Origin of the sequence: Evansella vedderi (assembly GCF_030813435.1) — a bacterium.
Lineage (GTDB): Bacteria > Bacillota > Bacilli > Bacillales > Salisediminibacteriaceae > Evansella > Evansella vedderi.
The window spans coordinates 185,713-202,412 of record NZ_JAUSUG010000001.1; the positions used below are offsets into that span (position 1 = coordinate 185,713).

The 16,700-nt window shown below is 40.4% G+C and carries 10 protein-coding genes and 1 pseudogene; 5 read left to right on the forward strand and 6 right to left on the reverse strand.

Features of this window, described 5'->3' with window-relative positions:
* Positions 1-250: 250 nt before the first annotated feature.
* Complete coding sequence (locus J2S74_RS01010; protein ID WP_307320714.1) at positions 251-1,054, reverse strand: AraC family transcriptional regulator; 804 nt, start codon at positions 1,052-1,054, stop codon at positions 251-253.
* A 233-nt stretch (positions 1,055-1,287) separates the two neighbouring features.
* Here J2S74_RS01010 and J2S74_RS01015 point away from each other — a divergent pair, with 233 nt between their 5' ends.
* Positions 1,288-2,820 (forward strand): MGH1-like glycoside hydrolase domain-containing protein, encoded by a 1,533-nt coding sequence (locus J2S74_RS01015; RefSeq protein ID WP_307320716.1) that lies wholly within the window; start codon positions 1,288-1,290, stop codon positions 2,818-2,820.
* Between the two features lie 88 nt (positions 2,821-2,908).
* Here the strand turns inward: J2S74_RS01015 and J2S74_RS01020 are convergent.
* From J2S74_RS01020 to pxpB, 4 genes and pseudogenes are all read right to left on the reverse strand, one after another.
* A pseudogene (locus tag J2S74_RS01020) lies at positions 2,909-3,313 on the reverse strand (LamB/YcsF family protein); the annotation flags it as partial.
* Between the two features lie 22 nt (positions 3,314-3,335).
* Positions 3,336-4,523, reverse strand: coding sequence for an NRAMP family divalent metal transporter (locus tag J2S74_RS01025; RefSeq protein WP_370875928.1), 1,188 nt, complete (start codon positions 4,521-4,523; stop codon positions 3,336-3,338).
* Positions 4,524-4,866: 343 nt separating this feature from the next.
* Positions 4,867-5,862, reverse strand: a complete 996-nt coding sequence (locus J2S74_RS01030) for a 5-oxoprolinase subunit C family protein (protein WP_307320720.1) — start codon at positions 5,860-5,862, stop codon at positions 4,867-4,869.
* Complete coding sequence (pxpB, locus tag J2S74_RS01035) at positions 5,859-6,614, reverse strand: 5-oxoprolinase subunit PxpB (RefSeq protein WP_307320723.1); 756 nt, start codon at positions 6,612-6,614, stop codon at positions 5,859-5,861. The genes J2S74_RS01030 and pxpB overlap by 4 nt, the downstream gene beginning before the upstream one ends.
* Before the next feature lie 814 nt (positions 6,615-7,428).
* Here pxpB and J2S74_RS01040 point away from each other — a divergent pair.
* From J2S74_RS01040 to J2S74_RS01050, 3 genes are all read left to right on the forward strand, one after another.
* Entirely contained in the window at positions 7,429-7,869 is a 441-nt protein-coding gene (locus J2S74_RS01040) for an NUDIX domain-containing protein (RefSeq protein WP_307320726.1), read from the forward strand.
* Positions 7,870-8,073: 204 nt separating this feature from the next.
* Positions 8,074-9,144: a DUF3231 family protein gene (locus tag J2S74_RS01045; protein ID WP_307320730.1), complete on the forward strand. Its 1,071-nt coding sequence runs from the start codon at positions 8,074-8,076 to the stop codon at positions 9,142-9,144.
* Between the two features lie 4 nt (positions 9,145-9,148).
* A complete protein-coding gene (locus J2S74_RS01050; RefSeq protein ID WP_307320732.1) occupies positions 9,149-9,619 on the forward strand; it encodes a hypothetical protein in 471 nt (156 codons plus the stop codon).
* Positions 9,620-10,882: 1,263 nt separating this feature from the next.
* Here the strand turns inward: J2S74_RS01050 and J2S74_RS01055 are convergent.
* Positions 10,883-11,851, reverse strand: coding sequence for a hypothetical protein (locus J2S74_RS01055; protein ID WP_307320733.1), 969 nt, complete (start codon positions 11,849-11,851; stop codon positions 10,883-10,885).
* A gap of 264 nt (positions 11,852-12,115) precedes the next feature.
* Between J2S74_RS01055 and J2S74_RS01060 the strand changes: the two genes are divergently transcribed.
* The gene (locus tag J2S74_RS01060) at positions 12,116-16,639 is read left to right on the forward strand and encodes a gamma-glutamyltransferase (RefSeq protein ID WP_307320735.1); all 4,524 of its coding nucleotides are present in this window, start codon (positions 12,116-12,118) and stop codon (positions 16,637-16,639) included.
* Positions 16,640-16,700: the final 61 nt, after the last annotated feature.

Consider the following 16,700-nt stretch of genomic DNA (forward strand, 5'->3'; position numbering starts at 1 on the left):
CTTAAAAATGAAGAATGAATAATTATTAATAAGCACTACCCTGAGCCTAAGAAATTAGTATGTTATTAAGAATTCTTGTTTGGAAAAAAATACGGCCCCGTATGGCATGACTGTCACTTCCCGAATTATAAAAAAGTGACCTAAGCGGCTTTAGCTCCATATTCCATAGGGCTAAGGCCGTTTATTTGTTTTAGGTTTTGAAGGGACAAGAGGGACAAGGTACCTGTCCCCCTGTCTCTTGAAATTTTCTTTACTTTACATACTGATTACGGAACTGTAATGGTGAGATTCCCTCTTGTTTCTTAAAGCAACTTGAAAAATACGGAGAGTATTGAAATCCGACATAATCTGCAATTCGGGAGATTGTCCAATCTGTCTTGATCAAAAGAAGTTTAGCTTGGTCCAGTCGATATTGGTGAAGGTAGGCAAGTGGGGTGCAATTAAAAACCTCCTGCATACACCGAGTGATATAATTGGGGTGAAAATGCAAAGCCTCTGATAGATCTCTGTTACTTATTTGCGAACGATAGTGCCTTTTGATATAAGCTTCAGTCTTCTCTGCAAGCTGAACGGCAGGTGAAATAACCTCGGCCTTCTGAATATTCTCAATAATTTTTACTAAATCCACAAACAACTGTTGTTCCTGCCAGAACGCCTGACTTCGATGTTCAGTAGAAAGTTCGATTAACCGTTGTATTAAAGCGTATACCTGCATTGATTCAATTAGATCCTCATATTTAGGTAGTATGATGTGATATGATTCTGGTCTGCTCCACTGGACCTTCTCTTTAAAATTCAATACAGAAGAAGAAGTGTCGTGTTCCTCCGGCCGGGATGCCTCTTTAAAATGTAGCCAATAAAAGCAAGTCTCATCATCACATGGATTTACTCCATAATGATACTTATCCGGACACAATATGAGCATTTGACCCGGAGAAACCTCCCAGTTCTGATCTTCTTCTCCTATATAAAGTTTACCGCTCACGACTACCAGCAAATCGAAGACACCAATACGATTTCGATCCGGGTGCTGTTCTCCCGGAAAGTAGGACACTTTGCCGCATTCCAAATAATAAGGTAACGGTGGCGAAAAGATGGAAAGGTGATTAGTTGTGCTGATGTAGATCATCCCTCTCTGTTCAAAATATATTAGTGTGAAATTTTATAATAATTAGGTTGTATTCCCTTATATTTTCTACTTATTATAAACGTTATAATACTATTTTGTAAGGTTATTATTTTGATGTTTTTGATTGAAAGAATACGCAGAAAGGTAGAGATTGTATAATGTTGTTAGCTCCAGAAACTTTTAAAATACATTTCGAAACGTTTAACAGGCATGACGAAGAAACTGTAATCCAGCATGTTGATAATGCCACAGCCTGGGACTGGCTCCGTGATCAGATTCCTCTTTTCCATTGTCCTAATTCTTACCTGGAAGAGACTTATTATTTTCGCTGGTGGGTGTATCGAAAACATATTAAGCTAACTCCTGACGGATTTGTGATTACTGAGTTTCATCCCTCCGTACCTTGGGCCGGCATGCATAACACAATCAACTGTGCTGTAGGACATCATCTAAATGAAGGTCGCTGGTTGCGAAACCGTCAAGACATTTTAAGAGATTATATCCTGTTTTGGTTTAAAGGAAACGGAAGTCTTCGCTCTTATAGCTGTTGGATAGCTGATGCGGTGTGGAATTATTGCAAAGTAGATGGTGACTTCCAGCTAGCAATTGATTTACTACCAGATATGATCCACAACTACACAGAGTGGGAGAAAAGCAATCGGAACGAAAGTGGGTTATTTTGGTCAATTGACGACCGCGATGCGATGGAGATTTCCATTAGCGGATCTGGTCTAAGACCAACTCTGAATTCCTATATGTACGCCGATGCAATGGCGATTGCCAACATTGCACGCCTAGTAGGCGACGTTGAGTCGAGCAAAAGGTTTAAGGAAAAAGCGAATCAGTTAAAACAGCTTGTCCAAAAGCATCTATGGGACGATCAGGCGCAGTTTTTCAAGGTCATTCCACTGAAAAACTCAAAGGACATGGTAAAACATTGGGATTTCCAAAAGATTGACCCAGCTTATAACGTCAGGGAGCAACTTGGATATATTCCTTGGGCTTTTCACCTTCCAGACTCCGGTTACGAACGAGCTTGGACACAGTTATTGGATACTAATGGTTTCTATGCTCCATACGGTCCCACAACCGCAGAACAACGTCATTCTCGTTTCATGTTTTCCTATGAACACGAATGTCTGTGGAATGGACCATCTTGGCCATTCGCCACATCTCAGACGTTAACGGCAATGGCTAACGTATTAAACGATTACGAACAGCAAGTGATTAATAAGGAAGATTACTGGAACATATTAAGCACTTACGCCAAATGTCATTACCGTATAAAAGCTGACGGTAGTTCGGTATCCTGGTTGGATGAAAACATTGATCCTTTTACAGGAGAATGGCTGTCCAGACGGATATTGGAGGAATGGGGTTGGCCAGAAAACAAAGGAGGCCTTGAACGAGGAAAGGATTACAACCATTCCACATTTAACGATCTAATCATTACAGGCCTCATCGGGTTCCGTATAAAAGAAGATGGTAACTTTGAGGTGAATCCACTCGTCCCTGAAGAATGGGAGTATTTCTGTTTAGACCGTTTGTATTACCATGGTAAGGACATCACAATCATTTATGATAAGCACGGCCTTCAGTACAACATGGGAACAGGGTTAGCTGTATATATTGACGGTGTGAAAGTTGCATGCTCGAAGGAATTAGGACATCTTGTGGTTCATAGCAGTTAGGATAAATAACATCCATGAGCCTCATTACCTAAAAAGAATCCGCCCTTCTATTTGAAGAGGGCGGTTCTTTTATATTCCTTAACACCGTATCATAAATGGCTTGAGCTATGGCTTCAGCCATCACAGGATCCTGAGACGACATATTAAACAATGCACCATGAGGTTTTACATGATGTAATGGAACATCATTGAGCTCACAAAATCCTTTCAGGGCACTAATTTGATAGATCACAAAGTTGTAAATATCCTCTGGGTCGGTTTGAATGTTACGTCTTCCAAACCCGAGTAAATCAGGGAACCCCGGGTGTGCCCCTATGCTTACTCCATTTTCTTTTGCTAAATGAACTGTTTTTGCCATCACATTATGATCACCCGCATGATAACCACCCGCAATATTAGCTGACGTAATATGCTTTAAGATCAGTTCATCCTGTCCTACAACAAACGAGCCAAAGCTTTCTCCTAAGTCACAATTCAAATCAACGGATTTCATTCCTATCACCTACACATTTTTCTTAGAATAATTGTGGAATCATTTGAAGTAGTGTACGAACGCCTAAATAGGCGGTTAACAAAACAACAATCGCTCCAAACACTGTCATCCAAACAGGATGCTTGTAATCACCAACAATTTTTGCACGATTAGCGGCTAATAAGATACATCCCAATGTTAAAGGTAAAATAAGTCCATTAAAGGCACCTGCTAAAATTAATAACGTAACCGGACGGCCAATCAGTGCAAAGACAATCGTGGAAAAGACAATAAATCCAATCACCCAATAACGTTGGTGCTTTTGGATGCTTGAATGGAACGTTGTTAAAAATGAAACAGACGTATAAGCTGCCCCGATAACAGAGGTGATTCCAGCTGCCCATAGGACTAAACCAAAAATTCGATATCCAATTTCTCCAGCAGCAATTTGGAACACCGAAGCTGTCGGGTTATCAGCATTTAAGGCAAACCCTGCTGAAACAACTCCTAACACTGCTAAAAATAAAATATACCTCATGATTGACGCAACGATAATTCCAGATACCGCCGTATTGGTGACTTGACGTACACTTTCTTTTCCGGAAATACCTGCATCTAATAATCTATGTCCACCTGCAAATGTAATGTATCCACCAACCGTACCACCAACAATCGTGATAATTGCCAAAAAGTCGATTTCCAGTGGAACAATCGTACGAAGAGCCGCTTCACCATAAGGAGGCCTGCTGACAAACATCACATACGTCGTTAATAAAATCATTAATGCTCCTAAATAGCGAACGATCTTGTCCATCGCAGCATTCGCTTCTTTAAGGGAAAAAATGATAATACAAATAATACCGGTCATGACAGCACCGACTCTCGGATCGAAACCGAGTAATGCGTTGACCCCTAAACCACCACCAGCAACGTTCCCAATATTAAAGGCTAGTCCACCAAGGACAATGAAAAACGCCACCACATACCCTAATCCAGGAAACACAGCATTTGCGATTTCTTGTCCTCTCATTTTTGAAACGGCGATGATTCGCCAGATATTCACTTGCGCCCCAATGTCCAAAATGATGGATGCAAGGATAATAAAAGCGAAACTAGCTAGGAGTTGTTCTGTAAAAACAGCCGTTTGCGTTAAGAAACCTGGTCCAATCGCGGACGTTGCCATCAAAAAGGCAGCACCCGTCATGGCACTTAATCGTTCCTTCGGTGTCATTCGTTGTCGCTCATCCATTGTATTCTCTTTCATGTTGTTTCACCCTTTCGAATATACAATATGATTTCCTGTTAGTACCACAGCTTTAAGGACTCACCTAGAAATCACCTCTTGTTTTAGGAAAAATTAAGGAAACATTTTTCAAGGATCATACTTCTTAATTGTACTTTGTGCGAAATAGGTCAATTTTATTTTGTATTAACAATTTTTCCATCAGGGGGGAGAGGTGAAACTCGTGCAAAAACAAAAATAATACCGTTGTCAACTCTATGAAACACTTAGAACTTTTCCGTATCCATCAGAAGTATTCTTGTACGTTTGACATACCGACACCTGATACTTCTTAAAATTTAAACATTACGCCTGTACGCAACTCATTTAATTCATGTTCTCGTTTCAGATAAAGCTGTTCCGCTTCCTGTACAGTTACCTCTTTAAAACGGCAACTATCACCTGGTTTTAATTGGGCCATGAGCGAAATATCAACAGACACCACTTGACCAATCCGCGGGTACCCGCCTGTCGTTTGTCTGTCGGCTAATAAAACAATTGGATTTCCATCAGAGGGTACTTGTATCGTACCTAAAGCCACCGCATCTGAAATCATTTCAAAGGATTCGGAGAGTTGCAGTGATGGACCTGATAGACGATACCCCATGCGATCTGATTGTGGGGTCACTTTAAATGTTTGGCCAAAAAATGAACGTCTACTCTCAGGGGTAAACCGTTCATAATAAGAACCTGAAAGTACCCGGATCGTATTGACTGAAACTGGCTTAAGAAAGTTTGTTGTGACCCTCCAGGAAGTGGTCGAAAATGGTCCATTGCTTGATGTAGATAAATCCTCGATCAACCGTGCTGATTGCTGCCCGGGCGTGTTAATGGCTAGCTCATCTCCAGCTTTTAATGGGCGTCCTTTGTATCCACCAATCCCGGCACGGAGGTAGGTGCTTCGACTTCCCATGACTTCTTCTATATCCAAACCACCGGCGATAGCCAGATACGCTCGGCACCCAGAGAGACATGGCCCGAACTGAAGAACACTCCCTTTTCTTACATATACCGGCTTGTATAATGGGACGGGAACCTTTTCAATGGTCGGAGACATGTCCCCACCAGTAATCGCAATCAGTGCATCCTGTTCAAACTCCACAGTTGGCCCTGTTAACGTGATTTCGATAGCCGCTTCTCCTTCTTCATTGCCTATAAGCAAATTGGCAATTCGAAGGGCATACGAGTCCATTGCTCCACTCACAATTACACCATATTTTTGAAACCCAACTCTCCCTAAATCCTGTATCGTCGTTAGTAAACCTGGGCGATTAATTTTTATACTCATTTCACACCCTCCTTATACTCGTTGTACTCTTCTAGAGAAATCGGCTTAAACCGAATGACATCACCTGTCTGTAAGAGAGAAGGGATTGTATCATTAGGGCAAAACAATTCTACTGGAGTTCGTCCAATTAATTGCCAGCCACCAGGGGTTGAAATCGGGTAAACACCCGTTTGACCCCCTGCTATTCCTACTGAGCCTTTTGCAATAGACTCCCTTGGACTCGAGCGACGTGGGGCTGCAATCTTTTCCGACATCCCACCTAAATAAGGAAACCCTGGAGCAAATCCAATCATGTAAACAAGGTATTCTCCACTTGAATGAATCTTGATCACTTCATTAGGCGTAAGATTGTTATGCTTGCCGACAAATTCTAAGTCGGGACCAAATTCCCCCCCATAACAAACCGGTATCTCAACTTCTCTAGGAGAATCCTCTTTCATTTCTGTTAGCTCTCCCACCATCTTTTTCATATGTAAGCAAACGATGTCATAGGCTGACCTGTTTTTCGATAACGAATGACCTCCGTTCTTTTCAGATTGCAGCACTCGAATCGGATCATAATAGACTGTCACACTTGAAAATGCAGGGACACATTCAATGAACCCTTCAAACCGATATTTTTCTAGATAATCCGTAAATGTTTTCACTCTTCGATGAAGATGAATATCAATACGTGTTCCAAACTGGAGGATAATTGCTGTTTCACTTAATGGATAAATGTCAAATGGTATACTTTCTTCAATCCTAGTCAAGTTTTTCACCTCCCTAATACATCGTGCTGAATTTCGAAACAGTTATTCCGATTTTCAGCAATGGAATTGTTATAATTGTTTGAAGATAAAAAGACAAGTTCTATCGAGCATTTATTAGGTTATGGAATCAACTGAAATTAAATTCCTAGTCCCATGATCAGCAGACGTTATTTCCTTGTTTAAAATTATTTTTACAAAAAAACTAAAAAAAGGCCGCTGCAGCCTAATGGGTTCCATTACCTATCGCAAACATGAAAAAAGTAACTCAAACTGACTAGCAAATTGCAACCGATTTGTTAGTCTTTTTTTGTTCCATATAAAGTTTTTATAAGTTTTATGCTTTTAAATTGTATGGTTATTTGCACACAAAAATCTTAGGTAACAATAGCTATTGTAAGTATGTAAATTTGATTACAAGTTTGTATTCGATAAATGTAAATAAAAGGATTTTAGATTTGGTATTTATGTTAGTATTAACTTAGGAAAATAAGAACTTTGTGAAGTAATATTCTTGAAAAAACGGGGAGGTTTCTGCAACAGCAAGCAGGAACGCTTTGACTAACGAAGCATTTAATAAAAGAGGCACTTTTATTACGTCATTAATAGTTGTAAAATTAATATGAACTGGAAAATTGTAGCTAGGGTTCCGCTACTAGGTAGGTCAGTGACCGAGGGCTACATCTTTTACAATATGTAAAAGGCACCTATTGACATAAAAGGTCCGAGGGGAAAGGTTCAGCGTATTTGTTATGCGTTGAAATCTTTCCCCTCGGCCTTTTTTTATACATTTATAATTTAAGGGAGGCTATATTTTATGAAAAGAATTGATGCTTTAAAAGCAGGTGTCGCAGTTATTATTTTGAATGAGAAGAATCAAGTTTTGTTACAAAAGAGGTCCGATGTAGGACTTTGGGGTATTCCTTCAGGACACATAGAAAAAGGAGAAACAGTTTCTGAAGCAGCTATCAGAGAAGTTAAAGAGGAAACCAATTTAGAAATAAGAATTAAAAAGCTTATTGGTGTGTACTCTGAACCTAATTCTCAAGTATTTACTTATCCAAATGGAAAAGCAGTACACTTTATAACAACTTGCTTTTTAGCTGAAATTATTGGAGGTGAATTAAGATGTAATTCTCCTGAGTCACTGGAAATTCATTTTTTTAAACAACAGAACTTACCAAAAGACTTGTTGAAAATGCACCCTCAATGGTTAAATGATGCCCTTGCCAATAGGGACTTAGCTTTTATTCGCTAAGCAACGTAAAATTCTTGTTAAGCTAACGGGAAAGCGATCGTACAAGAGGCTGTCGCTTCCCTTGTTCAAGAAAAGGGGAGAATTCTCAAATAAAAAAGAGGCTATACAACAATACATATTAAAAATGTATTCTAGTTGTATAGTCTTTTCTTTTTTACATATAATACCACTTAGATTGTATATATTTGAGGGGGAAATATATTTGTGGAAAACAATCCATTAGGTAAAATACAACTCGAAGAAATGAAAGAGCATCAACAAAACAAAAAGCTTGTTGCTTCTGAAATAGGGGATTTATTTGCCAATTATTTAGGGGACTCTTTATTTAGCTGTGTGTTTGAACATCATCTCCAAGTGGTGGAAGATAATGAAGTAAAAGAATTTATGGAATTTGCATTACATACTGGAAAGAAACACATTCAAGTAATCCAAGAAATATATGAAAAAGAAAATATACCAATTCCAGTTGGGTTTGGTGAGCAAGATATTAGAAAGGATGCCCCTCGCTTATTTAGTGATATCTTTATGGTTTTTTATATAACGGAAATGGCGAGGGCTGGTCTTCAAACTTACGCTAATACTTTAACCTCATCCTTCAGGCAAGACATCATTGATTATTTTTCTATGTGTCTTGAAGATACGAGAATAACCTATAATAAAGGAATTCATTTGTTATTATCGAAGGGGATGGATATTGCACCACCTACAATTCCTTATCCTAAGAATGTGGATTTTGTGGAAAAGGATTCTTTTATTTCAGTTTTAGCAGGTAAAACGAGACCATTAACCGCATTGGAAATTAAGCACCTACAAATCAATATTAATACAAATACGTTAGGCAAAGCGATGATGCTAGCATTCAGTCAGATTGCATCATCCGAAGAATTAAGGGGTTATTTTCGAAGAGGTGCTCAACTAGCAGAGGAGCAAATTATTGAATTAGGAAAACTTCTTATAAATGATAATCTTCCTACTCCAAAGCTTATGGATGCACATATTACTGATTCAACTGTTTCTCCATTCTCGGATAAACTATTGCTTTATCACGGTATTCTTTCTAATGGGATAGGAATACAAAATTATGGAACAGCAATTTCAAAAATAATGAGGCACGATATACATATTCAATTTGGTACGCTTACAGCAAGCATTGGGAAGTATGGTAATGATGGATTGAATATGATGATTGAAAAAGGTTGGTTAGAAGAGCCGCCAACAGCAGCTGACAGAGAAAAGCTATCAAAGAACTCAACAGGAAACCAATCGGCGGAATGAAGCTATGAAAAGGAAGCCTAAAAAACACGAGGCTTTATTATGGAGTATAGCATTACCTGGTTTTGGTCAGTTTTTAAACGGTAAAATAGTGAAGGGGATTGTCCTCATCCTTTTAGAGTTTATCGTAAACATCCAAAGTAATTTTAACTTGACTATAATGCTTTCTTTTATGGGAGAAATAAACAAAGCAATTGAGACACCTAATTATCAATGGCTAATGTTTTATCCTTGTTTATATATGTTTAGTATTTGGGATGCCTACCGAGACGCTGAAGGAGATACTTCAGCATTGGCATATCTGCCATTTGTATTTGGGGCATTTTTTATTACAATTGGCTTAATATACTCCACCAAATTAACATTGTTTGGCATTAAGCTGGGTCCAGTTTTTCTACCGATGACTTTTTTAATTCCAGGACTACTGATTGGCTATATAATTAAATCCATTGCAACTACCTTTATAAATGAAGAGTAAGTCTTCTTTAACAAACGGGAAAGCGATAGTTATAGAAGTGAATTAGAAAAACCTGGTAAAAAGGATCGGTTTACATCTGAAAACCAATCCTTTATTAAATTGAATTACCACAAATTAAACTGCTAATACAGATACAAATTAGCCTTACATTTTCAATTGTAATTTACAATTTTGCGATAGGATACGGAACCCGTTACCTGCAGCCAACGTTTTAAAGCACTGGCCTCAAGCACCTTTTAATAAAAATATGATTTCATCAATTTTTATCTAACTTAACCTCTACATACACTTAAAGACTTTTAGTAACATCCATGATTACCGTAATGATAATAGCAAGTAAGATCACATTTATTCCACAAGGAAAAGCAACATTCTTTTCTTGCGACGAGTAATCGCAGGAGCAGCTGAAGACACCCCAGGGACGAGCGTTACTAAACAAATACGCTTCGAGTTGTCTCGACGGAACTCCACTTTTTCTTAAAAAGCGATTATGTAACGCGTAATGTATTGGAAGCGCGGCTTACCTGTCTCATAAAGCGTTTATGAAACACGTAACGAAAGGGAAACGCCACTTACCTGTCTTATAAAATGGCTCTTTTCGTAAACTTTGTTGTTTTTTAAAAAGCTTGGAGTAGCGAAAGGCGGAGACTCCAGCGGGAAAAGCAATAGATGAAGACCCTGGAGGTCGGTTTATCCCGAGGAGACTGAGGCATTGTCCGGAAACCAGGACGGTAACATTACGCCGATGCCCATAGGACGTGGGCTGCTCTTTGAGGTTTACACATAGTAGAGGTAGTACCCTTCCGAGGACTAGACGTGGGTTTATAAAACTTATAATTCCAAACTTTATTAAACATTTAAAGAGAAATGAGATTAGTGTATGTCCTTTTTATGATAAGGCTAATAATATATTTGATAGATTTATAACTCATGTGACTTTTTAAATACAACCTTGGTATAATTTGGACACCAATTGCTTAACATCAGATTATTCTATGGGTTTAAACGCAATCGAATTGGCTAAAAATTGTGAATTGGATAGTATGGGAGTGTCTTTTTTTAATTATTCATTTTTTTGGGGTCTACCGTGAAAATAGGTGGCACAAAAGATCGTTAAAATTAAGAGCCTGCCACTGCTCGGGTTTTGTCGTTATCACCCACGTTTCAACACTTTCTGTTTTAGTGATTCCTAACCCATCTATGTTCATTAGCGATGGAATTTCATGCCAGGCACCTCGCGAAGAGGATAAGGAAGGGGAGGATTTAGTGGTTCAGTTCCTCCAATGCCTGTATGACTGCTAAGTGTGAATGAATACTCATGATAGATTCCGTGTCTAATTGAATTCTTGATCGGAATTCTTCTGGTGCATTTTCGATGAGGGCTAGGTTTTCTGCTAATTCCGTTAATCGTTGATCAGCGTCGATGTCGTCTTCTTGTTCCTTCCAGAACATGAATGCATCAAGTGCATCGGAGGCGAACATTTTTATATTTTGTTGTTGGTAAAAAAATGTTGCGAGCGTATGGAATGTAATTATTGATTCTTGAATGAAGGATTCTAGCTCTTTGATTAACGGAAAATAGGTCGTATTTAACTCTCTATCGATTTGTACTAGAACGTCTAATTCCTTTGTTTCTTTATATTCTTCGTGCAATGCCTTCAGCTTGCTTATGGAAGTAGAAATCTCCTCATCCAAATCCGTAAAAGTATTTAGGTTCCTCATATGAATAGCGACTTCACCGAGTGTTGCGGATAGGATTCTAGAACTAATTCCGATTGTGCTTGTAAAGTTACCGAATTGGCTGGCTTCATGGATACTTTGTAACCATTGGAATTTGTTTAGGTGCCTCGTATAGTCTGTAATATCTACAATCCCTTCCACAGTTTCATAATAAGGAAGAACGGTTTCACGTAACCAATCAAATTGATCGTTTAATAGTTTGGAAGTTTCTTCATAATACGCGAAATTGGTATCTAATTGTTCTAGTGTTAATTCGATACCCTGTAGTGATTCCCCTTGCAAATGACGTATTTTTGCCTCCATATCAATCTCTGCTTCTGCTTTACCGATCATCCCAAATAGTATGAGGGTCATTAGTGTTAATGGCAAATAAGTAAATAGAGCTTGTTTTCTTGTTCTTTCTCCCCATGGAAAAACCCAGTTAGGTTGGAATAGACCTATTATCGTAACAACGATGAATAAGCTTGATAAGATTCCTAGTAAAAGGTACATGGATAACCTCCCGAATTGCGAATACATGAGTGATACCTAGAGTGTAACACATGATGAACATATGGGGACGATTCGAGACTGCTGAAAAGGGTGTATTTCCCTTTTTTAGCTACCCAACCATGTGAGATTCCCCAACCCAACTCCCAACCAATCCTCAAATCCCCTCGACTTTTGTCGAAAGGTACTATACTAATTTAGGACTTATTCAATATTCTTAATTATCTTACTATTAAATAGAATACTATTTTTACTAGGAGGAATGTCATGAGTAGGAAAAAGTGTAGACGGTTATTTTGTGTATTTCTAGTTTTATTGTTACTTCTCCCTGTGAATGTAGTAGGATTTGCTCAAGGATTCGACTATGATGAAACATTCTCTAATCCATATTTTGAGCAGCAGCCTGTTGCTACGGGGACGGGGGGAGCGGTGGCTTCCGAGCATCCGTTAGCGTCTCAAGCGGCCATGGACATCATGGAAGCAGGGGGAAATGCGATTGATGCCGCCATTGCAGCTCATGCGGTTCACAATTTAACTCGCCCCTTCTCTGGTGGAATTGGTGGGGGAGGTATGATGAACATTTACTTGGCGGAGTTGGATGAGGTCGTGACGATTGGTCATCGCTCCATGTCTCCAGAAGCGTTCAACATTGACTCCTTCATTGATGAAGATGGAAACATCCTACCATCTGAATCAAGAATGAGCAGCGGGATGGCAGTTGGGGTTCCAGGTGCAGTGAAGGCGTGGGAAGAAGCGTTAGAACAATACGGAACAATGACGTTTGCAGAGGTGTTAGCTCCTGCCATTCGTTATGCAAGAGAAGGCTTTGCTGCAGATGACAATTTAATTCGAGAGATTAGGGAAAATGCTTCCAGGTTCCGTCTCTATGAGCCGACTCGTGAATTATTTTTAACGGAGGATGGGCAGGTGCCAGAGCCAGGTACAATCATGAAAAACCCTGATTTGGCTAATGCCTTTGAACTAATTGCGGAGCATGGGAGTACTGTTTTTTATTATGGCGAAATAGGGGAAGCGATTGTAGAAGCTGTGACAAACCCACCATATGTAGACAACCCAGAATCACAATGGAGACAAGATCTCCCGTTGCCGATCCCTGGTGTCATGACGATGGAGGATCTTGCATCCTATACAACGGTCCATAGTAGTCCGATTCATACAACCTATCGTGGCTATGACGTCTATGGAATGCCACCTGTGTCAAGTGGCGGATTGATTATTGGTGGATTACTTAATATTCTTGAAGGTTATGATCTATCGAGCATGTCCGAAACAGAATTTTTACATTATTATATAGAAGCTTCCCGACTTGTTTTTGCCGATTATCGAAACTATCACGGGGATCCGGACCACGTCCATGTACCTGTAGATGGAATGATGTCCAAATCCTACGCAGAGTATCTTCGCCAAAAAATCGGTGATACAGCGAAAGTTGGACAAGTAGCACCAGGGAATGTGTGGCCGTATGACGAGGATCCTAATCGACCTGCCATTCCTTTACCTAAGTTAGAGCCAGGCTTCTCCTACGACTTTGCAGGAGCGGCGGGGGAGGATTGGGAGAAAACAAAGTTTTACGTAGATACATCTTATGATACAACCTATGAATTAGATGGAAATGGTTTTGGCCGTATGGAAATTGGTGCGAGAAGGAACTCTGCTGGTAGAGCGGCATCGAATATGATTTGGACAGAGGATATGGAGATTCTCGTTCCTTTCCGAATCAATGATTTCGGTGGAGACCGCCGACTCCGTTTTTGGCTAAGAGCAGATGGGTGGAATTTAAGCTCCAGTCCACATAATGGCTATGCAGTGGAAATTCGCTCTGGCAGTGATGAAATTCACCTATTAGATCGAGTCAATGGTTCTGGTGGAACAATTGCTAGATTTGATCATGAACGTACGACAGATATACAGTGGTTACGTTTTAAAGTGGTAGATAATCAATTGTCTGTAAAACTATGGAATGATGGGGAAGAGGAGCCTAGTAGATGGAATTTCGTCCACGAGGATAACTCTCTCACCGAACCAGGGCGTCTACTAATTAGTACAGTAGAGCTTGCCAATACGACGGAAGGTGGCGCGTTTACGGTAGGACCGATTGTACTAGAAGAAACAGATGAATTAAGCATGGCACCAGGGTTTTTCCACCAATTTACTGGTAATGCCGGTGATCCGTGGGATGAAGCTGTCTTCACAGTGGAGGTAAGAGAACCTACCGTCATCGAGCAAACAGGTGATGGTTATGGAAGGATTACACTTGGAGACTCTCAGCATGATTATGGTAGAGCGGCGCCGAAGATGCTTCCGGCAAAAAATATGGAGCTCACTGTTCCGTATAAAATTAACGATCTTGGAAGCAGTCGGACACTCCGTTTTTGGCTACGTGCCGATGATTGGGCATCGAACACTTTCCCTGAAAACGGCTATAGTGTGGAAATAAAATCTGGTTTTAACAATATCCGTATCCACAAGGCACAAAACGGTAGCCAAGGGGAGATTGCTAGATTCCATTATGATCGATCAACCGAAGAACAAATGCTTCGCTTTAAGCTCGTAGATAACCAAATTTCTGTGAAAGTTTGGGATGCTTCTGAACCTGAACCAAGGGATTGGAACTTCGTGTATGTGGACGAAGACAACCCAGTTTTAGGAGAAGGAACGTTTAAAGTCAGTGCCTATGAGTTTACAAATGGAGCTGGAGGTTCCTTTACAATCGGTGATATCCATGTAGAGGAAACAGACAAGCTGACGTTAACCGAGCCAGGTTTTTCCTATGACTTTGCAGGAAATGAAGGGGATTCGTGGTCAGGGGAGAAATTCAGTACCTTAACGACAAGGGATGCGAGTCAGACACTTACTGGAGACGGGAATGGGAGGATACATCTGTTTGGCAATACCTCTTATGGGAATGCGATTGCGAATATGAAGCTCGCAAAAAATAAAGAGGTCGTGCTTCCGTTCCAATTCAATGATTTAGCTGCCGATTCAGATCCACATTTACGTTTATGGTTACGTGCGGATGAACCGAGTCCGACCATTTCCCCAAGAAATGGGATTGGCGTTGATATTCGTCCGAATCAGAACCGAATTCGTCTTGTTAGAGCGGTAAATGGAAGTAATACATGGTTCCAGGATATTTCCTTTGATGGTGGTGATGAAAAGCAAATGCTTCGCTTTAAGGTGGTAGATGAGCAAATTTCGGTGAAGGTTTGGAATGCATCGGAAGGGGAACCGAATGAGTGGACATTTGTAACAGAAGAACCGTCTGTGGATCGATTGGGAAGCTTTATGATTGGTGCCTATGAATTTGGAAATGCTGGTGCAGACATCAGAATTGGTAAGATCGACATCATGGAAACGAACGAGCGTACCGTTGTTGGCGAGCTTGAGCCTGGTTTTACCTATGATTTTGCAGGGAATGCCGGTGATCCATGGGATGCGAGCAAGTTTTTCACGTTAACAACAAGGGATGCATCACAAACCCTTTCTGGTGATGGTTACGGTATTATGAATTTACCGAGAAACGCTTCTTATGCCAACGGGGCGGCTAACATGTTGCCAGCGAGAAATAAAGAGTTACTCGTACCATTTCGCTTTAGCCATTTAGGGGAGAATTCCAATCCTCATCTACGAATCTGGCTTCGCTCTGATGGAAATCCTAGCCCAACGGTTTCTCCATCGAATGGTGTAGGAGTGGACATTCGTCCTAGTGAAAACCGCATAAGATTGATTCGAGCGGTGAATGGAAGTAACACATGGTTCCATAATATTTCCAATGCTGGAACCGAAGAAGAGCAAATGCTCCGTCTCCGAATCGTGGACAACCAACTTTTTGTGAAAATATGGAACGCGTCTGAAGCGGAGCCAAGTGAGTGGACATATGTGACAGAGGAAAACATTGTGAGTGATGCTGGAACATTGTTCTTTGGTGCTTATGAATTCGGAAGTACTGGTGCAGAAGTTCGCTTAGGTGAAATTCAGGTTGTTGAGGTAGACGATTCAGGGATTACGATGGAAATAACCGAGGGAACTTCTGAAGAGGGGGAAACGATCAACCTTACTGTTGCCGATAAATACGGAAACGTAGTTGTTCATACTTCGACGATTGTGAACATTGGTGGAACAGGAATTGTTGTTCCCCGTTACGGATTCCTATTAAACAATGCAATTGGAAATCGTACACCAATTTCTGCAGAAGAGGGCGAGCCAAATGCGGCAGCACCTCGGATGAGACCATTAAGTACCATGTCTCCAACGATTATAATTAAAGACGGCAAGCCTGTTTTTGCAGGAGGAGCCCCAGGTGGCTTAACCATTCCAAATACCGTGTCAAAAATATTGCTACAATACCTTGATCGAGGCATGTCCTTACCAGATGCGGTGGAATCAGCACGAATTTCTCAAGAAAACAAAATTTCTGGAGAAACAGTCATCGAACGATTTTTTACAGAAACACAAGAATACAAAGAGTTGAAAGCATTAGGACATAAATTTGAAATCTCTAACCTTGTCCAAGGAATTGGCTCTTTCAATGGTATTGCCTTCACGGAGGACGGTGAAAAACAAGCAGTAGCCGAAGCGGTACGCCGAGGTGGAGGAAGTGCAATGGCCTTTGACGCAGACCCGGAAGAACACCGACCTCCAGGAGAAGACAAACGTAAGGATGGAGAGCATCGCAGGGATGGGGAAAAGCGTAGAGACGACGAGAACCGAAGAGATAACGAAAACCGCAACAATAATACGAACAATGGGAAAAGAATAGGGCAAGACTAGCACCAAATAGTAGATTAAAAATGTAATAGACGGACGGTTCTAACAGAATCAACGAGAGGCT

Coding starts and splice junctions, on each gene's coding strand:
- J2S74_RS01015 (WP_307320716.1), top strand. CDS start 1,288: ATGTTGTTAGCTCCAGAAACTTTTAAAATACATTTCGAAACGTTTAAC.
- J2S74_RS01025 (WP_370875928.1), bottom strand. CDS start 4,523: ATGACACCGAAGGAACGATTAAGTGCCATGACGGGTGCTGCCTTTTTG.
- J2S74_RS01030 (WP_307320720.1), bottom strand. CDS start 5,862: ATGAGTATAAAAATTAATCGCCCAGGTTTACTAACGACGATACAGGAT.
- J2S74_RS01040 (WP_307320726.1), top strand. CDS start 7,429: ATGAAAAGAATTGATGCTTTAAAAGCAGGTGTCGCAGTTATTATTTTG.
- J2S74_RS01050 (WP_307320732.1), top strand. CDS start 9,149: ATGAAAAGGAAGCCTAAAAAACACGAGGCTTTATTATGGAGTATAGCA.
- J2S74_RS01055 (WP_307320733.1), bottom strand. CDS start 11,851: ATGTACCTTTTACTAGGAATCTTATCAAGCTTATTCATCGTTGTTACG.
- J2S74_RS01060 (WP_307320735.1), top strand. CDS start 12,116: ATGAGTAGGAAAAAGTGTAGACGGTTATTTTGTGTATTTCTAGTTTTA.